Origin of the sequence: Acinetobacter junii CIP 64.5, assembly GCF_000368765.1 — a bacterium.
Classification (GTDB): Bacteria; Pseudomonadota; Gammaproteobacteria; order Pseudomonadales; family Moraxellaceae; genus Acinetobacter; species Acinetobacter junii.
Genome location: NZ_KB849653.1, coordinates 304878 through 325043, shown reverse-complemented (window position 1 = coordinate 325043; position 20166 = coordinate 304878). Strand labels below are relative to the sequence as shown.

Annotated in this window: 14 protein-coding genes, 2 tRNA genes and 2 rRNA genes; 6 read left to right on the top strand and 12 right to left on the bottom strand. The window is 41.6% G+C overall.

Going from position 1 to position 20166, the window contains the following annotated elements:
* Positions 1-43 precede the first annotated feature (43 nt).
* The 7 genes from F948_RS01550 to F948_RS01520 form a co-directional block, all read right to left on the bottom strand.
* A 23S ribosomal RNA gene (locus F948_RS01550) occupies positions 44-2934 on the bottom strand.
* A gap of 424 nt (positions 2935-3358) precedes the next feature.
* Positions 3359-3434: transfer RNA gene (locus F948_RS01545), tRNA-Ala, on the bottom strand.
* Positions 3435-3504: 70 nt separating this feature from the next.
* Positions 3505-3581 (bottom strand) — tRNA-Ile (locus F948_RS01540).
* 59 nt (positions 3582-3640) lie between these two features.
* Positions 3641-5177 (bottom strand): 16S ribosomal RNA (locus F948_RS01535).
* Together the 16S and 23S rRNA genes with 2 tRNA genes alongside form the textbook arrangement of a ribosomal RNA operon.
* 419 nt (positions 5178-5596) lie before the next feature.
* Positions 5597-6658 carry a DUF6670 family protein gene (locus tag F948_RS01530; RefSeq protein ID WP_004958927.1) on the bottom strand — a complete coding sequence of 354 codons (1062 nt, stop codon included), beginning with the start codon at positions 6656-6658 and terminating at the stop codon, positions 5597-5599.
* A 17-nt stretch (positions 6659-6675) separates the two neighbouring features.
* The gene (pssA, locus tag F948_RS01525; protein ID WP_004957817.1) at positions 6676-7509 is read right to left on the bottom strand and encodes a CDP-diacylglycerol--serine O-phosphatidyltransferase; all 834 of its coding nucleotides are present in this window, start codon (positions 7507-7509) and stop codon (positions 6676-6678) included.
* A 39-nt stretch (positions 7510-7548) separates the two neighbouring features.
* On the bottom strand, positions 7549-8406 hold the full coding sequence (locus F948_RS01520) for a 23S rRNA (adenine(2030)-N(6))-methyltransferase RlmJ (RefSeq protein ID WP_004958924.1): 858 nt from the start codon (positions 8404-8406) through the stop codon (positions 7549-7551).
* A 118-nt stretch (positions 8407-8524) separates the two neighbouring features.
* On the opposite strand from F948_RS01520, the gene F948_RS01515 reads away from it, so the two are divergent.
* On the top strand, positions 8525-9133 hold the full coding sequence (locus F948_RS01515) for a 2OG-Fe(II) oxygenase (protein ID WP_004958921.1): 609 nt from the start codon (positions 8525-8527) through the stop codon (positions 9131-9133).
* A 63-nt stretch (positions 9134-9196) separates the two neighbouring features.
* On the top strand, positions 9197-9724 hold the full coding sequence (locus F948_RS01510; RefSeq protein WP_004958918.1) for a hypothetical protein: 528 nt from the start codon (positions 9197-9199) through the stop codon (positions 9722-9724).
* Between the two features lie 15 nt (positions 9725-9739).
* Here the strand turns inward: F948_RS01510 and F948_RS01505 are convergent, their stop codons facing one another.
* The 4 genes from F948_RS01505 to F948_RS01490 form a co-directional block, all read right to left on the bottom strand.
* Positions 9740-9982: a DUF2789 family protein gene (locus tag F948_RS01505; protein ID WP_004916443.1), complete on the bottom strand. Its 243-nt coding sequence runs from the start codon at positions 9980-9982 to the stop codon at positions 9740-9742.
* Between the two features lie 159 nt (positions 9983-10141).
* Positions 10142-11128, bottom strand: coding sequence for a malate dehydrogenase (locus F948_RS01500; RefSeq protein WP_004916445.1), 987 nt, complete (start codon positions 11126-11128; stop codon positions 10142-10144).
* Between the two features lie 168 nt (positions 11129-11296).
* Positions 11297-11983, bottom strand: coding sequence for a ribonuclease T2 family protein (locus tag F948_RS01495; RefSeq protein ID WP_171057508.1), 687 nt, complete (start codon positions 11981-11983; stop codon positions 11297-11299).
* 26 nt (positions 11984-12009) lie between these two features.
* The gene (locus tag F948_RS01490) at positions 12010-14001 is read right to left on the bottom strand and encodes a lytic transglycosylase domain-containing protein (RefSeq protein WP_004958913.1); all 1992 of its coding nucleotides are present in this window, start codon (positions 13999-14001) and stop codon (positions 12010-12012) included.
* Between the two features lie 215 nt (positions 14002-14216).
* On the opposite strand from F948_RS01490, the gene miaB reads away from it, so the two are divergent.
* From miaB to F948_RS01470, 4 genes are all read left to right on the top strand, one after another.
* Positions 14217-15668, top strand: coding sequence for a tRNA (N6-isopentenyl adenosine(37)-C2)-methylthiotransferase MiaB (gene miaB, locus F948_RS01485; RefSeq protein WP_004958909.1), 1452 nt, complete (start codon positions 14217-14219; stop codon positions 15666-15668).
* A 39-nt stretch (positions 15669-15707) separates the two neighbouring features.
* Complete coding sequence (locus F948_RS01480; RefSeq protein WP_004958905.1) at positions 15708-16781, top strand: PhoH family protein; 1074 nt, start codon at positions 15708-15710, stop codon at positions 16779-16781.
* Between the two features lie 292 nt (positions 16782-17073).
* The gene (ybeY, locus tag F948_RS01475; RefSeq protein WP_004958901.1) at positions 17074-17559 is read left to right on the top strand and encodes an rRNA maturation RNase YbeY; all 486 of its coding nucleotides are present in this window, start codon (positions 17074-17076) and stop codon (positions 17557-17559) included.
* A gap of 11 nt (positions 17560-17570) precedes the next feature.
* Entirely contained in the window at positions 17571-17870 is a 300-nt protein-coding gene (locus tag F948_RS01470; RefSeq protein WP_004958897.1) for an antibiotic biosynthesis monooxygenase family protein, read from the top strand.
* 64 nt (positions 17871-17934) lie between these two features.
* On the opposite strand, the gene F948_RS01465 is transcribed toward F948_RS01470, so the two are convergent.
* Positions 17935-20085, bottom strand: coding sequence for a TonB-dependent siderophore receptor (locus F948_RS01465; RefSeq protein ID WP_004958896.1), 2151 nt, complete (start codon positions 20083-20085; stop codon positions 17935-17937).
* Between the last annotated feature and the right edge of the window lie 81 nt (positions 20086-20166).

Sequence of the window (20166 nt, the reverse complement as noted above, 5' to 3'; positions counted from 1 at the left end):
TGTATTGAATTTATCTTGAATACAACAACTGTTTGGGTGTTGTATAGTCAAGCCTCACGAGCAATTAGTATTGGTCAGCTTCACACGTCACCGTGCTTCCACACCCAACCTATCAACGTCCTAGTCTCGAACGGCTCTTTAGAGGAATAAATTCCTAGGGAAATCTTATCTTGAGGTAGGCTTCCCGCTTAGATGCTTTCAGCGGTTATCCCTTCCGAACATAGCTACCCGGCGATGCCACTGGCGTGACAACCGGTACACCAGAGGTTCGTCCACTCTGGTCCTCTCGTACTAGGAGCAGATCCTCTCAAATTTCCAGCGCCCACGGTAGATAGGGACCGAACTGTCTCACGACGTTCTAAACCCAGCTCGCGTACCTCTTTAAATGGCGAACAGCCATACCCTTGGGACCTGCTTCAGCCCCAGGATGAGATGAGCCGACATCGAGGTGCCAAACACCGCCGTCGATATGAACTCTTGGGCGGTATCAGCCTGTTATCCCCAGAGTACCTTTTATCCGTTGAGCGATGGCCCTTCCATACAGAACCACCGGATCACTAAGACCTACTTTCGTACCTGCTCGACTTGTGGGTCTCGCAGTTAAGCGCGCTTTTGCCTTTATACTCTACGCGTGATTTCCGACCACGCTGAGCGCACCTTCGTACTCCTCCGTTACTCTTTAGGAGGAGACCGCCCCAGTCAAACTACCCACCAGACATGGTCCTCGTCCCGGATTACGGGACAGAGTTAGAACCTCAACATTACCAGGGTGGTATTTCAAGGACGGCTCCATTGGAACTAGCGTTCCAACTTCAAAGCCTCCCACCTATCCTACACAAGTAAGGTCAAAGTTCAATGTCAAGCTGCAGTAAAGGTTCACGGGGTCTTTCCGTCTAGCCGCGGGTACACTGCATCTTCACAGCGATTTCGATTTCACTGAGCCTCTGCTGGAGACAGCGCCGCCATCATTATGCCATTCGTGCAGGTCGGAACTTACCCGACAAGGAATTTCGCTACCTTAGGACCGTTATAGTTACGGCCGCCGTTTACTGGGGCTTCGATCAAGAGCTTCGCTTACGCTAACCCCATCAATTAACCTTCCAGCACCGGGCAGGCATCACACCCTATACGTCCACTTTCGTGTTTGCAGAGTGCTATGTTTTTAATAAACAGTTGCAGCGGCCTGGTTTCTGCGGCTGCCAACCGCTCAGGGAGCAAGTCCCATCACCGTCAGCAGCGTACCTTCTCCCGAAGTTACGGTACCATTTTGCCTAGTTCCTTCAGCAGAGTTCTCTCAAGCGCTTTGGTCTACTCGACCTGACCACCTGTGTCGGTTTCGGGTACGATTCCTGTGTAACTGAAGCTTAGAGACTTTTCCTGGAAGCATGGTATCAGCCACTTCACTGTACAAGTACAGCTTGCTATCGACTCTCAGCATAGAGCACCCCGGATTTGCCTAAGATGCATGCCTACGGTCTTCCACCTGGACAACCAACGCCAGGCTGACTTAACCTTCTCCGTCCTCTCATCGCATTACACAGAAGTATTGGAATATTAACCAATTTCCCATCGACTACGCCTCTCGGCCTCGCCTTAGGGGTCGACTCACCCAGCCCCGATTAACGTTGGACTGGAACCCTTGGTCTTTCAGCGAACGGGTTTTTCACCCGTTTTGTCGTTACTCACGTCAGCATTCGCACTTCTGATACCTCCAGCATACTTCTCAATACACCTTCATCGGCTTACAGAACGCTCCCCTACCACTTGACTAATGTCAAATCCGCAGCTTCGGCACATAGTTTTAGCCCCGTTACATCTTCCGCGCAGGCCGACTCGACTAGTGAGCTATTACGCTTTCTTTAAAGGGTGGCTGCTTCTAAGCCAACCTCCTAGCTGTCTATGCCTTCCCACATCGTTTCCCACTTAACTATAATTTTGGGGCCTTAGCTGGCGGTCTGGATTGTTTTCCTCTTGACTACGGACGTTAGCACCCGCAGTCTGTCTCCCGGATAGTACTCATTGGTATTCGGAGTTTGCATCGGTTTGGTAAGTCGGGATGACCCCCTAGCCGAAACAGTGCTCTACCCCCAATGGTATTCGTCCGAGGCGCTACCTAAATAGCTTTCGGGGAGAACCAGCTATCACCAGGCTTGATTAGCCTTTCACCCCTATCCACAAGTCATCCCCTGGCTTTTCAACGACAGTGGGTTCGGTCCTCCAGTTAGTGTTACCCAACCTTCAACCTGCTCATGGATAGATCGCCTGGTTTCGGGTCTATACCCAGCAACTAAACGCCCTATTAAGACTCGATTTCTCTACGGCTCCCCTATTCGGTTAACCTCGCTACTGAATATAAGTCGCTGACCCATTATACAAAAGGTACGCAGTCACCGAACAAGTCGGCTCCCACTGCTTGTATGCATGCGGTTTCAGGATCTATTTCACTCCCCTCACAGGGGTTCTTTTCGCCTTTCCCTCACGGTACTGGTTCACTATCGGTCAGTCAGGAGTATTTAGCCTTGGAGGATGGTCCCCCCATATTCAGACAAGGTTTCACGTGCCTCGCCCTACTCGTCATCATTATGTGTGCCCTTTCGTGTACGGGAATATCACCCTCTACGTTCGCACTTCCCAGAGCGTTCCACTAAAACACACATAACTTAATGGGCTGCTCCCCGTTCGCTCGCCGCTACTAAGGGAATCTCAATTGATTTCTTTTCCTAAGGGTACTGAGATGTTTCACTTCCCCTCGTTCGCTTCATAAACCTATGTATTCAGTTTATGATACCCGCCTTATAGCGGGTGGGTTCCCCCATTCAGAAATCTCCGGATCAAAGGATATTTGCCGCCTCCCCGGAGCTTTTCGCAGGCTATCACGTCTTTCATCGCCTCTGACTGCCAAGGCATCCACCACATGCACTTAATTACTTGACTATACAACCCCAAACAGTCGTTAACACATACAAGTGAGTGTTATCGTTGCAAACTTAATTGCTACTGGTTTGTTGTCTGTGAATTTAATCACCATACAGCTTCAATCTAAATTCATATACCAAAACGCTTGATTCAGTGTTTTTGCTAGTTCTCAGATTAAATATTAATTTAACAATTACTTGTTATCTTCCTATTTAATCGAGTTTGAACAATTTATTTCAGACTCAATTTTCTAATCTGTTAATGATTAACTACCACCTCGTCGGTGCGTAGTAAACTGTGATAAATCACAGAAGTTAAGAAGCTATTTGCTTACTAAGTTCTGTAATCTTTAGCTCCAAGCTTCGTTCTATGTGTGCCTGCGCACAGCATAGCTGTTTGCTTAAATTCTCGGACAAAGCGTTGCTTTGTTTACCCTCGAATTTGGTGGAGACTAGGAGAGTCGAACTCCTGACCTCCTGCGTGCAAAGCAGGCGCTCTACCAACTAAGCTAAGTCCCCAGCTTTAATCATAATGAACGACATATCTTTTTATCTAGCAGCTTGTGATTATTCATCACTTCGTCAGTAGTGGTGGGTCTGACAAGACTTGAACTTGTGACCCCACGCTTATCAAGCGTGTGCTCTAACCAACTGAGCTACAGACCCTCAGATACATCTTCGAAGAACAACTTGTTGTGGATTCTTACCGGTCACCAATCTTTCGTTAAGGAGGTGATCCAGCCGCAGGTTCCCCTACGGCTACCTTGTTACGACTTCACCCCAGTCATCGGCCACACCGTGGTAAGCGTCCTCCTTGCGGTTAGACTACCTACTTCTGGTGCAACAAACTCCCATGGTGTGACGGGCGGTGTGTACAAGGCCCGGGAACGTATTCACCGCGGCATTCTGATCCGCGATTACTAGCGATTCCGACTTCATGGAGTCGAGTTGCAGACTCCAATCCGGACTACGATCGGCTTTTTGAGATTAGCATCACATCGCTGTGTAGCAACCCTTTGTACCGACCATTGTAGCACGTGTGTAGCCCTGGCCGTAAGGGCCATGATGACTTGACGTCGTCCCCGCCTTCCTCCAGTTTGTCACTGGCAGTATCCTTAAAGTTCCCATCCGAAATGCTGGCAAGTAAGGAAAAGGGTTGCGCTCGTTGCGGGACTTAACCCAACATCTCACGACACGAGCTGACGACAGCCATGCAGCACCTGTATCTAGATTCCCGAAGGCACCAATCCATCTCTGGAAAGTTTCTAGTATGTCAAGGCCAGGTAAGGTTCTTCGCGTTGCATCGAATTAAACCACATGCTCCACCGCTTGTGCGGGCCCCCGTCAATTCATTTGAGTTTTAGTCTTGCGACCGTACTCCCCAGGCGGTCTACTTATCGCGTTAGCTGCGCCACTAAAGCCTCAAAGGCCCCAACGGCTAGTAGACATCGTTTACGGCATGGACTACCAGGGTATCTAATCCTGTTTGCTCCCCATGCTTTCGTACCTCAGCGTCAGTATTAGGCCAGATGGCTGCCTTCGCCATCGGTATTCCTCCAGATCTCTACGCATTTCACCGCTACACCTGGAATTCTACCATCCTCTCCCATACTCTAGCTTCCCAGTATCGAATGCAATTCCCAAGTTAAGCTCGGGGATTTCACATCCGACTTAAAAAGCCGCCTACGCACGCTTTACGCCCAGTAAATCCGATTAACGCTCGCACCCTCTGTATTACCGCGGCTGCTGGCACAGAGTTAGCCGGTGCTTATTCTGCGAGTAACGTCCACTATCCAAGGGTATTAGTCTCAGTAGCCTCCTCCTCGCTTAAAGTGCTTTACAACCATAAGGCCTTCTTCACACACGCGGCATGGCTGGATCAGGGTTCCCCCCATTGTCCAATATTCCCCACTGCTGCCTCCCGTAGGAGTCTGGGCCGTGTCTCAGTCCCAGTGTGGCGGATCATCCTCTCAGACCCGCTACAGATCGTCGCCTTGGTAGGCCTTTACCCCACCAACTAGCTAATCCGACTTAGGCTCATCTATTAGCGCAAGGTCCGAAGATCCCCTGCTTTCTCCCGTAGGACGTATGCGGTATTAGCATTCCTTTCGGAATGTTGTCCCCCACTAATAGGCAGATTCCTAAGCATTACTCACCCGTCCGCCGCTAAGATAAGGTGCAAGCACCTCATCTCCGCTCGACTTGCATGTGTTAAGCCTGCCGCCAGCGTTCAATCTGAGCCATGATCAAACTCTTCAGTTAAAATCATTTTGCACCTTAGTTAAGACAAGGTGCTAATTCTGGCTCATCAATTTTCTGACTAAAAATTCGCTCAAATAAACTTCGAGAAATTTCTACCATTCAATCAATGAAAATTATTTCGATCGATCAACCAGTAAAAATCCACACAAGTTGTTCTTCTATTCTCTTAATGATCTTCTCGATGATTCGTCATCATCAAGCTAGGTCGGCTATATTACTCTAAATTTCTTTAAAGTCAACAGGTAATTTAGATATTTTTAAAACTTATCAACCAACCCAAGAATCCAACCATTTTAGCCAAATCCTTGTTTCTCAACAAGTTTTTATCCGCATCACCGCCGATGGATGTGCATTCTACAGCATTTCTAATCGCTTGCAAGTGATTTATTGGAATTTATTTTAATATTTAAACTGATAGATTATTTTTTACACAAATAAGGCTGAAAATGTGGAATTTGGTCTAAGATTTGTTCAGTTTTACTTTTTTCTTGCCAATGCAAAGGTCGACAATCGATGTATTCACAATACCCACTCCCTTGATAGGACTGATTATTCCAAAATAAATCATAACTAAAACTACCAACATAACCCGCCGCTAGACCAAATTTATAATCGCCCCTACTCTGTCCGTGTAATTGAAAGATAACTTCTTCATTTTCTTGATATTGCCAAATGAATTCACGAGGAAGATACATCTCACGTCCATTAGGAGTTTGAATCTTTGGATACACCCTAAGGGTATCAAAAACCACATTTCGATCATAAAGAGTCGAACCTTGTTGGCTGGTTTGAACCTCAATTCGAGAGAAAATTACGCTATTCCATTGGTTGCGCAATTCTGAAAGGATGACTTGAATTTCTTCATTAATATGAATGATTTGATATGTAAAAAAGTGAAAAGCAATAAAAGGTAAATATACCGCCCTTGCATGTTTTAAAATACCTTTGGTCTCAATCAAATATTTTTGATTTTTATAAACAATTTCCCCAACGCACTGACATTGTACATACCAGTAGTCAGCCACGCCCCAGTGCAATGCTGTATGATTTTCTATTTCAGAACAGATATTTACCCTTAAATCACAGCTAAATTCATTGTCATTTCGTTTGAAGTAATAGTTTGGAAAATCAACATGAATTTGATCAACATCTAAGAATTGATATGAATCAGTCTCAAATTGACACTGCTCTTTTGCACTATAACTTTTTAGATGTCCAACTGTTGATAAGCTACTACTTACCAACACTGTAGCTGTATCGATCGCAGTTGTGGAAATTGCACTTGGATTATAACAAATAGGGATACGAGGTTGCCCAATCAAACTAATGAAATTTACATAATGAAAAGGTGCAGGGAGATTCGGTAGAATCAAACCTTGATAAACAATTTTAAATAAACCTTTGGGTGGGTAAAAAGTTAAAGCATCTGACTTGTTGAGGTTCAGCTGCTTTAATTGACTATTATTCATCAACAATGGCATGCCGAACCTCCTTTTATTTAGATTGTTATTTTGGAATCATTTTTTTTAGCTAATAGTGTCGTTACAAAACCAGACAACACATAGATGATACATACAACAAGTATCCCTACAGGAATATTGTAGGTGATTGCAGCAAAAATCAAGACTACAGGCAACATGACTACAAAAGGAACACGTTTGCGATCCATTTGTTTAAATGAATAGTATTTGATATTTGAAATCATAAGCAAACCAATCGAAACCATAATCACAGCGTTGATGATTTGTATTGTGATGTCATTTAAATCAAATACCAGAGGATAATCTTGACTCACCCATACCATTGAAATAACGGTTACAGCAGCTAATGGACTTGCTATTCCTATAAAGTAACGTTTATCGACCACACCGATTTGTACATTGAAGCGTGCAAGTCGAAATGCTGCACAGGCTGTGTAAATAAAACAACAAGCTAGACCAATTCGACCCAAATCATTGAGACTCCAACTGTACATCAAAATAGCTGGAGCTACACCGAAGGCTAATAAATCCGAAAGTGAATCATACTGTTCACCAAAAGCACTTTGTGCTCCGATTGCACGAGCAACTCGACCATCCAAACCATCTAACAATGCTGCTAAGAAAATCGCATAAATAGCTTGAGTGAAATTACCATTCATACTAGCGATGATCGAATAAAAACCTGAAAGTAATGCCGCTGTTGTAATCAGATTTGGCCATAAATAAATGCCGCGTCTTTTAACTTTTTGCCCTTCATGCGTTTGTTCTTCTTCTTCGACTTCAAAGGTGATCCCATCAAAAGAAAGCTCTTCTTTCTTCAAATCAGAATCTGACTTAGGAGAATTTGTCATTATTTTCAATTCCTCGAGAATAGTTTGACATTGATGGGCTTATTCACCCACCAACCAACGCACTGCAGCATGACCACCATTTTCACTCATTCGCAAATGAGGGAACAACCATTGTAATGCCTGATCAGCATCTTCTGAAAATTTCCAAGGTGGGTTAATCACCAATAAACCACAACCATTTAATCCAACTGGCGTATCATCAGGCCATACACAAATTTCACATACCAACTGACGACGAATACCAGTCTTAAACATTTTCTTCTCAAAACGGTCAATCATCGCGCGATCTTTAATTGGATACCACACAGCAAAAACACCTGTCGGCCATTTTTTATGTGCAGCTTGTAACAGCTCTACTAACTGAGGGAAATCTTTACGTTCGATTTCGTATGGTGGATCAATCATGACCAATCCACGTTTTTCTTTAGGCGGAATGACACCCATCAAACCTTCATAAAAATCACGCTCATGTAAGCCCGCACGTTTATCACGAATATTTAAATACAATTGTTGAAACACATCACGCTGCATTTCAAATATAGTTGCTTTATCAATATCACGCATGCCTTCAAGCGCAAACCAAGGTGAACCTGGATAAGCGCCCTTACCTGAACCTGCACGCATATCTTCAACAATTTTAAGATATTGTTTTACGCCTTCAGGTGCATTACGTTTAATAGAATCGTCAAGCTTGACCAAACGATGGATACCCGTTAAAAACTCACCTGATTTTTGTGCTTCAGACGTAGATAAATCATATTTACCTGCACCGCCATGGGTGTCTATATATCGATAAGGTTTATCTTTAGCATTTAAACGAGCGAGCAGTTGAAGCAAAAGTACATGCTTCATAACATCGGCAAAGTTACCCGCATGGAAATGGTGACGGTAATTCATGTTGACAATTATTCCTCAATTCAAAGGGTAGTTTATCACGAATGAAAAAAGTATTCTTTAGCGTTGATGTGATCGACTAAGATCATACAGCCTCTTCACCAAGATCTATTGGAAATATATGCAGCAAAGTTCTCTTCCTGAATCGTGGGATTTAGATAAAGTTTTGGATGATTTAAATGAATCAGGTTTTGCCGTTATAGATAATGTTTATTCTGCTGCATTTGTAAACTCCCTAGTAAACGAATGCAATTCACATCTTGCTGAGTTCAGAGCTGCAGGCATTCAAAATGGTATTGTGAGTCATATACGTAGCGATCATATATTGTGGATTGATGAACAATTACCGATCGCGCAACAACATATTAATGCATTAAAGAACTTGTCTCAGTTATTAAATCAAGCGTTTTATTTGGGAATCAAAGAAGTAGAAGCTCATTTTGCCTGTTACAACGCAGGTGAATTTTATGCATTACATCGAGATAATCCTCAGAAAAAGAATGATCGCATGATTTCAACTGTTTTTTATTTACATGAACAGTGGCAAGAAGACTTTGGCGGTCAGTTACGCTTGCAAGATAAAAATGAACAATGGCATACCATTCAACCATTGCCTAATCGGCTTGCTATCTTCCAAAGTGATTTACTACATGAAGTGTTGCTTTCAAAACAGCAACGTCTATCAATTACAGCATGGTTACGCAGTGGAAATTCGCTTTGGAATGCCTAAACCTTTAAATTGCAAAATAAAGCCCTATATATGCATGCATAGATCAAGGTTTTGGATAAACTGATGTCAAATGAAACGAAACATGTAGTAAATCGAATTGGTGAAACAGACCAACTCTATTTAAGTGAAAATACACCTGAACTTGCTTTAGAAAGAGCTGACTTACGTCTGCAATTGGTTGTACTCAGTCATGTCCGTCAAGAACAATTGCATTTCTTGCAAGAAGCCATCGTGCTACTTGAGCAAGCTCGAATTGAATTTGAGGAAATGCCATTAAGCCTTAATCTTGATCTCTCGTTGAATTTAGCCAAAGCTTATATGATTTATTTTGAGCTAACCAAAGAACAACGTTTTGCGATTATCACGCAGCAAATCCTAAAGCCTCTCGCTCACTACGATCATCTAGATATTTACTTCTTTTTGGCTTATGCATCTGCAAGTAAAGAAGAGTTTGCGATGACTCAACATTGGTTAAAAAAATATGTGGCATGTGTAGATCACGACTTGCAGTTGTTAAATGCACATCCAGCTTTTAATCAAGCCCGCCAAGAAGAATGGTTCATAAATTTAATCCATAAAAAAGCTCACTGATGTGAGCTTTTCTTATTAAGTTGTACTATCGACATGTAGTTGCTGATTCAACTCATCTATCACGATAGCCCATTCATCATCTTTATCCCAATGACTCTTAAGAAAGTCTCGTTGCCCAGCACTCCAAAAATCAGCTTCGTGTAATTTCTGGCTAGCACTCAATTGATGAGTTTTAATAAAGTTTTCCATCGAAACTTCATCTGCATCAAGCCCCAATTGTTCAAATAAAAGTTCAAGTGTTGGTTGTTGTTCAAACATTTTTTCTTCTCCTTAGGTAAAACCCATCTAATAAATAATCTAACAATAAACTGTATTAACTTGCAGGCATATCTCTATATTTTCTTGTTGTATTTTGTTTCTTAAAATAAAAAAGCACTCTACAAGAGAGTGCTTTTCATAATTTATCAAAATGACAAATTATTTAACCATGTCAGCAATCGCTGCACGTTCTTCTTCTAACTCGTTAAGAGTGAAGTTGATACGGTCACGGCTGAATTCATCAATTTCTAAACCTTGAACGATTTTGTATTCACCGTTTTCAGTTGTTACAGGGAAACCAAACATTACACCTTCAGGAATTCCATAAGAACCGTCAGAAGGAATACCCATAGTTACCCATTTGCCATTTGTACCTAACGCCCAATCACGCATATGGTCAATTGCAGCGTTTGCAGCAGAAGCAGCAGAAGACAAACCACGTGCTTCGATGATCGCAGCACCACGTTTACCAACTGTTGGAAGGAATACATCTTTATTCCATTCAGCATCGTTGATTTTGTCTTTTAAGCTTACACCATTTGCAGTTGCAAAACGGTAGTCAGCATACATAGTTGGAGAGTGGTTACCCCAAACAGTCATGTTCTCGATGTCAGAAACTGCAACGCCAGCTTTTTGAGCAAGTTGAGTTAATGCACGGTTGTGGTCAAGACGCAGCATAGCTGTGAAGTTTTTCGCTGGAAGATCTGGAGCAGATTTCATTGCGATGTAAGCATTTGTATTTGCTGGGTTACCAACAACTAATACTTTAACATCACGGCTAGCAACTTTATTTAAAGCTTGACCTTGACCAATGAAGATCTCGCCATTTACTTTCAATAAGTCAGCACGTTCCATACCAGGACCACGTGGACGTGAACCTACTAATAACGCATAGTCAGCATCTTTAAATGCAACTTCTGGATCATCAGTCCCGATCATGCCTGCCAATAATGGGAAAGCACAGTCATCAAGTTCCATCATTACGCCTTTAAGCGCTTGTTGGGCTTTCTCAAAAGGAACTTCAAGCAATTGTAAAATTACAGGTTGATCTTTACCTAACATTTCACCGCTAGCGATACGGAATAATAAGCTATAACCAATTTGACCTGCAGCGCCTGTAACGGCAACACGAACGGGTTGCTTCATGTGATATTCTCCAATGAGATGCGTTAGCACGATTGAATTCTTTTGTTATTCAACCGAATTATCATAAACGGCAAAGATTGTACTCTAAAGCGAACGCAGATGCATGTAAAAGAGAATGGATTTCAACAAAAGTCTGATAGAAAATACAAATTAATTCAGAAAAAAAGCTTAATAACTTCCTTTAATTGTAAATTCACTTGGACATCCTGTGACCACATGACTCGAACATTGTTTGTACTGACCGTTTTTCTGATAGCACACTCGAATCTCAGTCAAAATAGAGTCAAATTTGGATGCTTGGCAAGTAAATCGAATTCCATTGGGTGGTAGAGAAGGATTTAGTTTAGTGAATTGCTGCCTTAAATTTTCTTTTTGTACTTCAATCGTATTAGGGCTAGTCAAATCAGCAGGTATTTTTAATCTCTCAGCAAAATTAATAATCGTTCTGAAATATTGACTCGCATTCATTGGCACACAGCCGCCGACATTTTGCCAAAGTTGTACCCGTGCATTTTCATCAGGCATCACACGTGCAACCACTTTAGCTTGTAGGGGGGATAATTTAGCCGATGATTTTGTTTGACAGTCTCGACCAACAGGAACTTCAGGCAATAAACTTGAGATCGTCAGAGAATAACCCTCTAAACATTTACGTTGTTTTTGGCGTGAAGAATCAAACGAACAGACAGCAGGTGTCATTTGGACATGCATCACATATCCAGCAATATCAGCTTTGTCCGCTGCATATAATGGAACAGCAAATGAAAGAGCTAAATAACAGATTAGTATCTGTATAGCCCTAAACATTGATTCCTTCATCAAGCACATTGATTTCATCAAATACAAAAACTTCATTATCTCAAGTTCAACGATGCCATGCGTTAAGGTTCATTACGTACAGGAATAATACTCATACGTTTTTCCAGAGATTGAGGTCCCTGCCCTAACACTACCCCATAGTGTGTTGCATTGGTCATGACATGTTTTACATAGTCACGTGTTTCTAATAAAGGAATTGACTCAGTGTATTGATCAGCCGCAATTGGTTGAAAATCAGGTTGCCAACGACGTGCACGATTTGGGCCAGCATTATAACCCGCTGTCGCAAGCACCGCATTTCCGCTCAATTGACCATGAATCATCGAAAGATAAAATGTCCCATATCGAATATTCGTGTTCATTTCACTCAATGCCGCTGGGTTATAGGTTTCTCCCATTTGTCGAGCAACCAATTTGGCCGTGTTTGGCATGATCTGCATCAAACCACCAGCCCCGACATGAGACCTCGCAGTGGTCACGAATCGACTTTCTTGGCGCATTAAACCATACGCCCAAGCTGGATCAATACCAGCATTGTAACTATGACTAGTCACATTACTACGATGCGGCGTTGCAAAACGATAGGTATCATTGTGTCGAGTGCTGGTTCGATCAGCTGCATAAATTGCTCGATCATACCAGCCCATATCATGTGCGCGCTTAGCAGCCGCCAATAATAAACCATCGTCTTTTTGTAGATAAGCCTGTCTGACAGCCCAGTTCCATTCTCTATTGGTATAATTGGCAGGGGCATTAATATCACGTAAAGCGAATGCACGTCTAAAGTGAATATTTTGGTTTAAACGCTGAATATCTTGTGTGCTTGGTTGTTCGTTATAAGGTTGATGATTGTATCGCTCACCTAAACGATCTTTAGCAAGCAAGTTGTGATAATCATCACCAGCTTGCGCTAGTTTGCGATAAATTTGTTGAGCTGCTAACTTCGAGTCTTTGTCATTTCTTTGCTCTGATGCACGAGCCAACCAATATTGCCAACGATCTTCTTGTTTTTGTGTAACCGACATTGAGTCTACTGCACGAATTACACTTTCCCATGCACCAAATCGCACCGCTTGACGCGCATAAATTTCAGCTTCTTCGGGACTAAATGGATAACCATAACTCTTATCAAATGCATTTAATACTTCACGATTAAAACCATTTTTCATTACGGTTGTACCACCGACATAGCCGATGGTACGGTACAAATATTTTTGTACTGGACTTGGTAAATCTTGAGCAACACGTTGCACATTGCCTAAAGCATTAGTTAAATCACTATCTGCTACGCGACCCAACGCAAAAATTAAATAGGCGTAATCTGCGTCATTGGTTTTTGGCGCACTCCATAGGTACGCGAGAGGATTAGATTGAATTTGATTAAACTGGGCCAGAGATAAACTTAAACCCATAGTTTGTGCAGTTGCAATTGCTTGCCCCGACTGACCAGCTCTAAGTTGTCCCCACAAGCGTTGTTGGCGATCTTGAGCAGTCATTAAGGGGCTTGATAACATCATACGCCCCAAACCATTACATGATTCAGGTTGGGTATTTGTTGCCAACCAAATATCCTTATATTCTGCATAAACCAAACTATCCCCAGTTTGAGCTCGAACCTGCGCCACAGCACAACTTTCGTCTTGATCAGGGTTCGTTACATAACTGAGGACTGGTTTTGCCTCACTAAAGTTCGCTTGTTTTACCTTTTCTTCAACATAATCTGCTGCTAACTTTTCAGCCATTGCAGACTTTGGATATCGTTGCGCAAAATTAATAATTGAAGATGCTGGCTGAAACCCAAGATTACTATTCAATTTCCAATATTCTGGGTAGTAACCTAAAACATCATTTTGCATCTCATATTGGTACTGATCAAGCAATGCGGTATTCCCCGCATTCGCAGCACGTAAAGCATCATTAAACTGATCATCTAAAGCATAAACAGACGAACACGCAAGCAAACCACCAACAACAAAACTACGTTGTAAGATTTTCTTGTTATTTAGTTTTATTTTGAGGTGTGGAACTGAATTGTGTTGCTTATTCATCTTCATCGATACATTTGCCTAATTTCGCCTGCGATTATAGTTTAATAACTCTCAAGTCTTACTATTGTTGTGTTATGTAACTTGCTGATTCATATTCATTAAAATTCACGTATTTTCATCCACAAAGTGTCCATTTTTGTCATTTTTTTATTCTCAGCGAACATTCAAAAATGCTGCTATAATCCGCGGTTTGTTTAAATCCACCTCGTTTAGGAGCCTGCATGACGGTTCAAACATTCACTCCTAGTGCTACAAAAGCTGCCTCAGAAAACACTGTTACCCAGCCAACGCACACCACTGATGTTTCAATGAAGAAGTTGTATATTGAAACTCAAGGGTGTCAGATGAATGAGTATGACAGTCATCGTATGGCAGATTTGCTTGGCGACTCACACGGCTACGTTCTGACCACAAATCCAAACGAAGCTGATATCTTGTTAATGAACACTTGTTCAATTCGTGAAAAGGCGCAAGAGAAAGTCTTTAGTGAGCTTGGTCGTTGGCGCAAACTGAAAGAACAAAATCCTGACCTAGTGATTGGTGTCGGTGGCTGTGTTGCTTCTCAAGAAGGTGACAACATTCAAAAGCGCGCACCTTATGTCGACATGGTATTCGGTCCACAAACCCTACACCGCTTGCCACAAATGCTAGATCAGCATCAAGCCCAAGTGGAAAAGCCAAAGAAAGAAAAAATCAAATTAGTTGATATTTCTTTTCCAGATATTGAGAAATTTGATTTCTTACCTGAACCACGTGTTGAAGGTTTTAAAGCATTTGTCTCGATCATGGAAGGCTGTTCGAAATATTGTTCATTCTGCGTAGTCCCTTATACACGCGGTGAAGAAGTTTCGCGCCCTCTCGATGATGTGTTAGCAGAAATTGCTGGATTGGCAGAAAAAGGTGTTCGTGAAATTAGCCTGCTTGGTCAAAATGTAAATGGTTATCGTGGTGAAACCTTTGAAGGTGGCATTTGCACATTCCCTGAATTACTGCGCTTAGTTGCTGAAATTCCAGGGATTGGTCGTTTACGTTATACCACCTCTCACCCATTAGAATTTTCTGATGAGTTGATTCAATGTTATCGTGATTTGCCTCAGATGGTTTCGCATTTGCATTTACCTGTACAAAGTGGTTCAAACGATGTACTGCAAGCCATGAAGCGCAATCACACGATTGATGTCTACATTGATAAAATTGCAAAACTACGCAAAGTTCGCCCTGATATGCATTTATCAAGTGACTTCATTATTGGCTTCCCTGGCGAAACGGATGAGCACTTCGCTGAGACTTTGCAGTTTATTAAAGATTTAGATTTTGACCACTCTTATAGTTTCGTTTATTCAAAACGTCCTGGTACACCTGCTTCTGAACTTCCTGATGACACTCCAGAGCAAGTGAAAAAAGATCGTTTAGCACAAGTACAACAAGTGATTAAACAATCTAGTATCGATAAAACTGATGCGATGCTGGGTAAAATTGAACGCGTACTGATTGAAAAAGTTTCTGATAAAGATCCAAATCTTCTGATCGGTACAGCGGACAACACTCGTCTTGTTACTTTTATCGGTGATGCAGCTTGGGTTGGACGTTTTGCTGAAATTGAGATTACTGAAATCAAAACTTTAAATTTAGTTTATGGTGAACTCTTGAATCTTGAACCTGACGTGGCGTAATGTAAGGGTATTCTTACAAGACAACATAAAGGGTTTCTCTTGACTGCAGCGATTCGACGTACAGTAACGTTCCCTGAAATTTCCATGGAACGTTTAAAAAGCATGCTCGGTGCGTATAACGGGCATTTAAAACAAATCGAACAACGTTTAGATGTCAAAATAACTCACCGAGGCGATGCCTTTTACTTAGACGGTGATATCGAAGCGGTCGAACGAGCCGAAGCACTTTTGCAACGGCTCTTTCAAGAATCTGAAATTTCTTCTCAAATCAGTGCGGATGTACTTCATTTAATGATTCAAGGATCTCAAACTGAGCGTGAATTTTTGGATGACTCTGATCAAGAACATACTGGGCTTGATAACGTTTGGCTACAAACGCGTAAAGGCCGCATCAATCCACGTGGCGCGAATCAAAAACGCTATGTACAACGTATCTTACAAAGCGATATCTCCTTCGGTATCGGGCCTGCGGGTACAGGTAAAACCTATCTTGCAGTCGCTGCAGCAGTAGATATGCTCGAACGTAATGAAATTCAACGTATCTTACTGGTACGTCCTGCAGTTGAAGCAGGTGAGAAACTTGGTTTTTTACCAGGTGACTTAACTCAAAAAATTGATCCTTACCTTCGACCACTTTACGATGCCCTATATGAAATGCTGGGCTTTGAAAAAGTAGCTAAACTCATTGAACGCCAAGTGATTGAAGTAGCACCTCTCGCCTATATGCGCGGACGCACACTGAATCATTCTTTTGTCATTTTGGACGAAGCTCAGAATACAACGCCTGAACAGATGAAAATGTTCCTTACACGCCTAGGCTTCGGTTCAAGAGCGGTGATAACGGGTGACGTAACACAAGTAGATCTACCTCGTGGTCAGCAATCAGGTTTGGCTCATGCCTTACGTGTTCTTGAAAACGTCCATGAAATTCATATCACACGCTTCCACTCTCGAGATGTAGTGCGTCACCAACTGGTACAAAAAATTGTCGAAGCTTATGAAGGCTGGGACAGCGAACAACAACGTTTGTCAGCAGAAGCTCGTGCTGAACGCAAAGCGAGACAAGAAGCACTGGTAGCAGAAAATGATGAGAAAGCTGACGCTCAACATTAATGAATATGCTTTTAGTGTGATATTAAAAAAAGGCACATGAAATCTGTAGGCTCAATGGTCATTACCGAGTTAAGTATATGAGTGTGAGTAGCCTACAGAGATCTAAATGAGGATAGTTTTGTGTTTTGTCAGCAAACTTATGGATCATCATTTTTTTAGAAGATAGCACATGAAAAGACAAATCATGCAACAAATTGGATCAATATGCAGTAAAGCATTCCTCCAGTCTTCTTTCTATCCCATTAAGTTTCATTCTAAGTTTGTAGATGCAATTTATATTTAAGGATCTATTTTGAAAATCAATTTAAGTCTTCAACAAGACTTTCAAGCCAATGATTTACCATTGAAGCGTGGTCAAATCAAAAAACAAATTGAAACTGCATTACGTCATGTTGGTTTTGACGCAGATTGTGAGATTGGCATTGCTTGCGTTGATCTTACAGAAAGTCATGAACTGAATTTGCAATACCGAGAGAAAGACAAACCAACCAATGTCTTATCTTTTCCAAGCGATATTCCAGACGAAATGCTCAGCTTACTCGAAGCAGAGCCTTTAGGTGACTTGGTCATCTGTATTCCTGTTGTGTTACAAGAAGCAGCAGAGCAACAAAAAACACCAAGTGATCATTTTACTCACTTACTCGTGCATGGGATTTTACATTTACTCGGCTACGACCATGAAACCAGTGAAGCCGAAGCTGAAGAAATGGAAGCTTTGGAAATTGAGATTCTGAAAAAACTTGGGGTCAGCAATCCTTACCAAGCTGATGAAAATTAAGCCTGAGTCCTATGTATATCGTTATTTTTAAAGCCACCATTAGACAATTAGATTCTACTTACACAGAAATGGCACAAAAGCTTAGAGATAAAGCAATCGGTCAATATCACTGTGTTAAGTTTGAAGCATGTTGTGAAAATGATTTTGAAATAGCGTTGTCTTACTGGAACAGCCTCGAAGATATTCAACGCTGGCAACAAGATGCTGAACATTTAGTTGCCCAACACTTAGGCAAAGAAAAATGGTACCAGCATTTTAATATCGAAATCTGTAAAATCGAACGGGCTTACTCAAGTACAAATACATTGTGAATAAGCGAGAACTTATCCACAATTTTAAAACGGCTAAATACAATTTCAGCCGTTTTTTCAATTCTTAAAATTGATATCGTAATGTAAAGGTCACATTACGAGGTGCGCCATACACCATCAAATTATCGCCAATGCCTGTATAGTATTTTTTGTCAAAAATATTATTCAAATTGATCTGAGCTTTAATATTTGAATCTATATCATAGCCAAGCATTAAATTTGCTAAAGCATAGGCATCCTGTGTGATGCGTTTGTCACCATCTCCTGTATAAAACTTACTCTTGTAATTTATACCGCCGCCAACACTCCATTTATCTAACTTATATTTAGTGAATAAATTGGCATTGGTTCTTGAAGACATCGTTTGCACTTCATTACCCTGAGCATCTTTGGCATTGAAATGAGCAATACCAAAACTTAAATTCCAGTTATTGGCAATTTCTCCATCTAACTCAAATTCAACACCTTTGCTTTCGACACCATCAGCACTACGGTACGCTTTTTCTGTTGTTGGGGTTCCATCTGGACTCGGTATAAAAGTTCCTGTTTCTTCTGCAACATTATCTTGTTTGGTTTGGAATACCGATAAAGCAGCATTCAGCTTTCCATTTAAGAACTCCCCTTTTAAACCTGTCTCATAACTTTTACCTTCTCGTGGATCAAGGTACTGCTTATTTATATCTCGTTTATCTTCTGGTTTAAAAATACTGGTATAACTCGCATACCAAGAATACTGATCAAGAAAATCAAAAACTAAACCTGCATATGGAGTTACTTCATTTTTGAATTTTCTATTTCCTACACCATCATCACTCTCATATTTCCAGTTTGATAACCGTATGCCTGTAATTAATTTCAAAGGCTCAGCTAAGTTAAATTTACCTGCCAAATAAGCGCCTGTTTGAGTCGTTTTATTAGGCACTTGATAGACATTATTATTTTGAATTGATGCTAATAGCGGTACATTTGGATGATCAAAATCAAGTACCGCATCTGATGCAATTTGAGGATTACCTGAATACCATGTGTCTTTTTGTGCTTGGTTATACATAAAACCCGCCACAATTTCCTGCTCTAAACCACCAATAGAAAAGGGAGCAGAAAGATAAGTATCAATATTATTTTCTTTCGTCTTAGTGGCATCAGACCAAGTCATTAATGTACCTTTACTGGTATTTGTAGTTTTATCGAAACTCCCCCACAAATAGAGCAATGCAGTATCTTGTTTTACTTCACGATATGCATAATTCACATGCAAATTCACATCATTGAATAGATTTTGTTTCAAGGTTGCAAAGGCTGTGGTGGTGTCCGTATTCCAATATGTCCAATCAGAAGTTACTGTTTTGGATCGATCAAAATCGACGCGTTGACCATTACTATCAAATGCTGGTAATCCGCCCCACCGTACTCCATCACGCTCTAAGTTTTGATAACCAACCCCAACAGAGACATAGGTTTTGTCGCTGATATCGGCATCAACCACCCCATATACAACATTATTATTTTTCTCATACCCTTTCATAAAAGAGTCAGTGTCTTCGTGCTTTACCACGACACGACCACGAACTGTTCCATCCGTATTCAATGGTGTAGAAATATCTGCCGAGCTCGTCCATGCATTCCATGAACCCAAAGAAGTACTTACCTGCCCAGTTAGTTCTTTCGCATTCGCATGCTTTCGAATCATATTGATAGCTATTGCTGGGTTACCAGCACCAGTCATTAAACCATTTGCACCTTTGACTAACTCTACGCGATCATACATTGTTAAATCAGGATCATTTGCTTCCATCCCCACATTACTGGGAACGCCATCAAATAAATAATAGTCGACATCAAAACCTCGCGCTGTAGGATATTGACGCTCATCCCATTGGTTAACTGATACACCTGTGACATTATTTAATAGATCCTGAAAAGAACTGATATTGGCATCATCCAAATACTCACGAGTTAAAACCTTAACGGATTGTGGCGTTTCACGAAGCGATAGACTCAACTTAGTCGCTGTATTTGCACTCTTCGCCGTATAACTTTGAGTTCCCTCTGTAACTGAGGATTGATCATCTTGTGCTTTGAGGCTAATCGTAGGTAGTGCAACTGTCGATGAAGAGGTGCTGGTTTCTGCAGAGGCAAATGAAGGAGGTAATATCGCCATCGCCAACATAAGAGGATGGGCCTTAAAAGATTGAAAAGTCTGAGATTGATGCATGGGAAATTTCCTTATGCAAAGATATGAGATTTAAAATGCATACGCTGATCTCCCCCAGAGCGTTTACTTTTCAGCACAGGA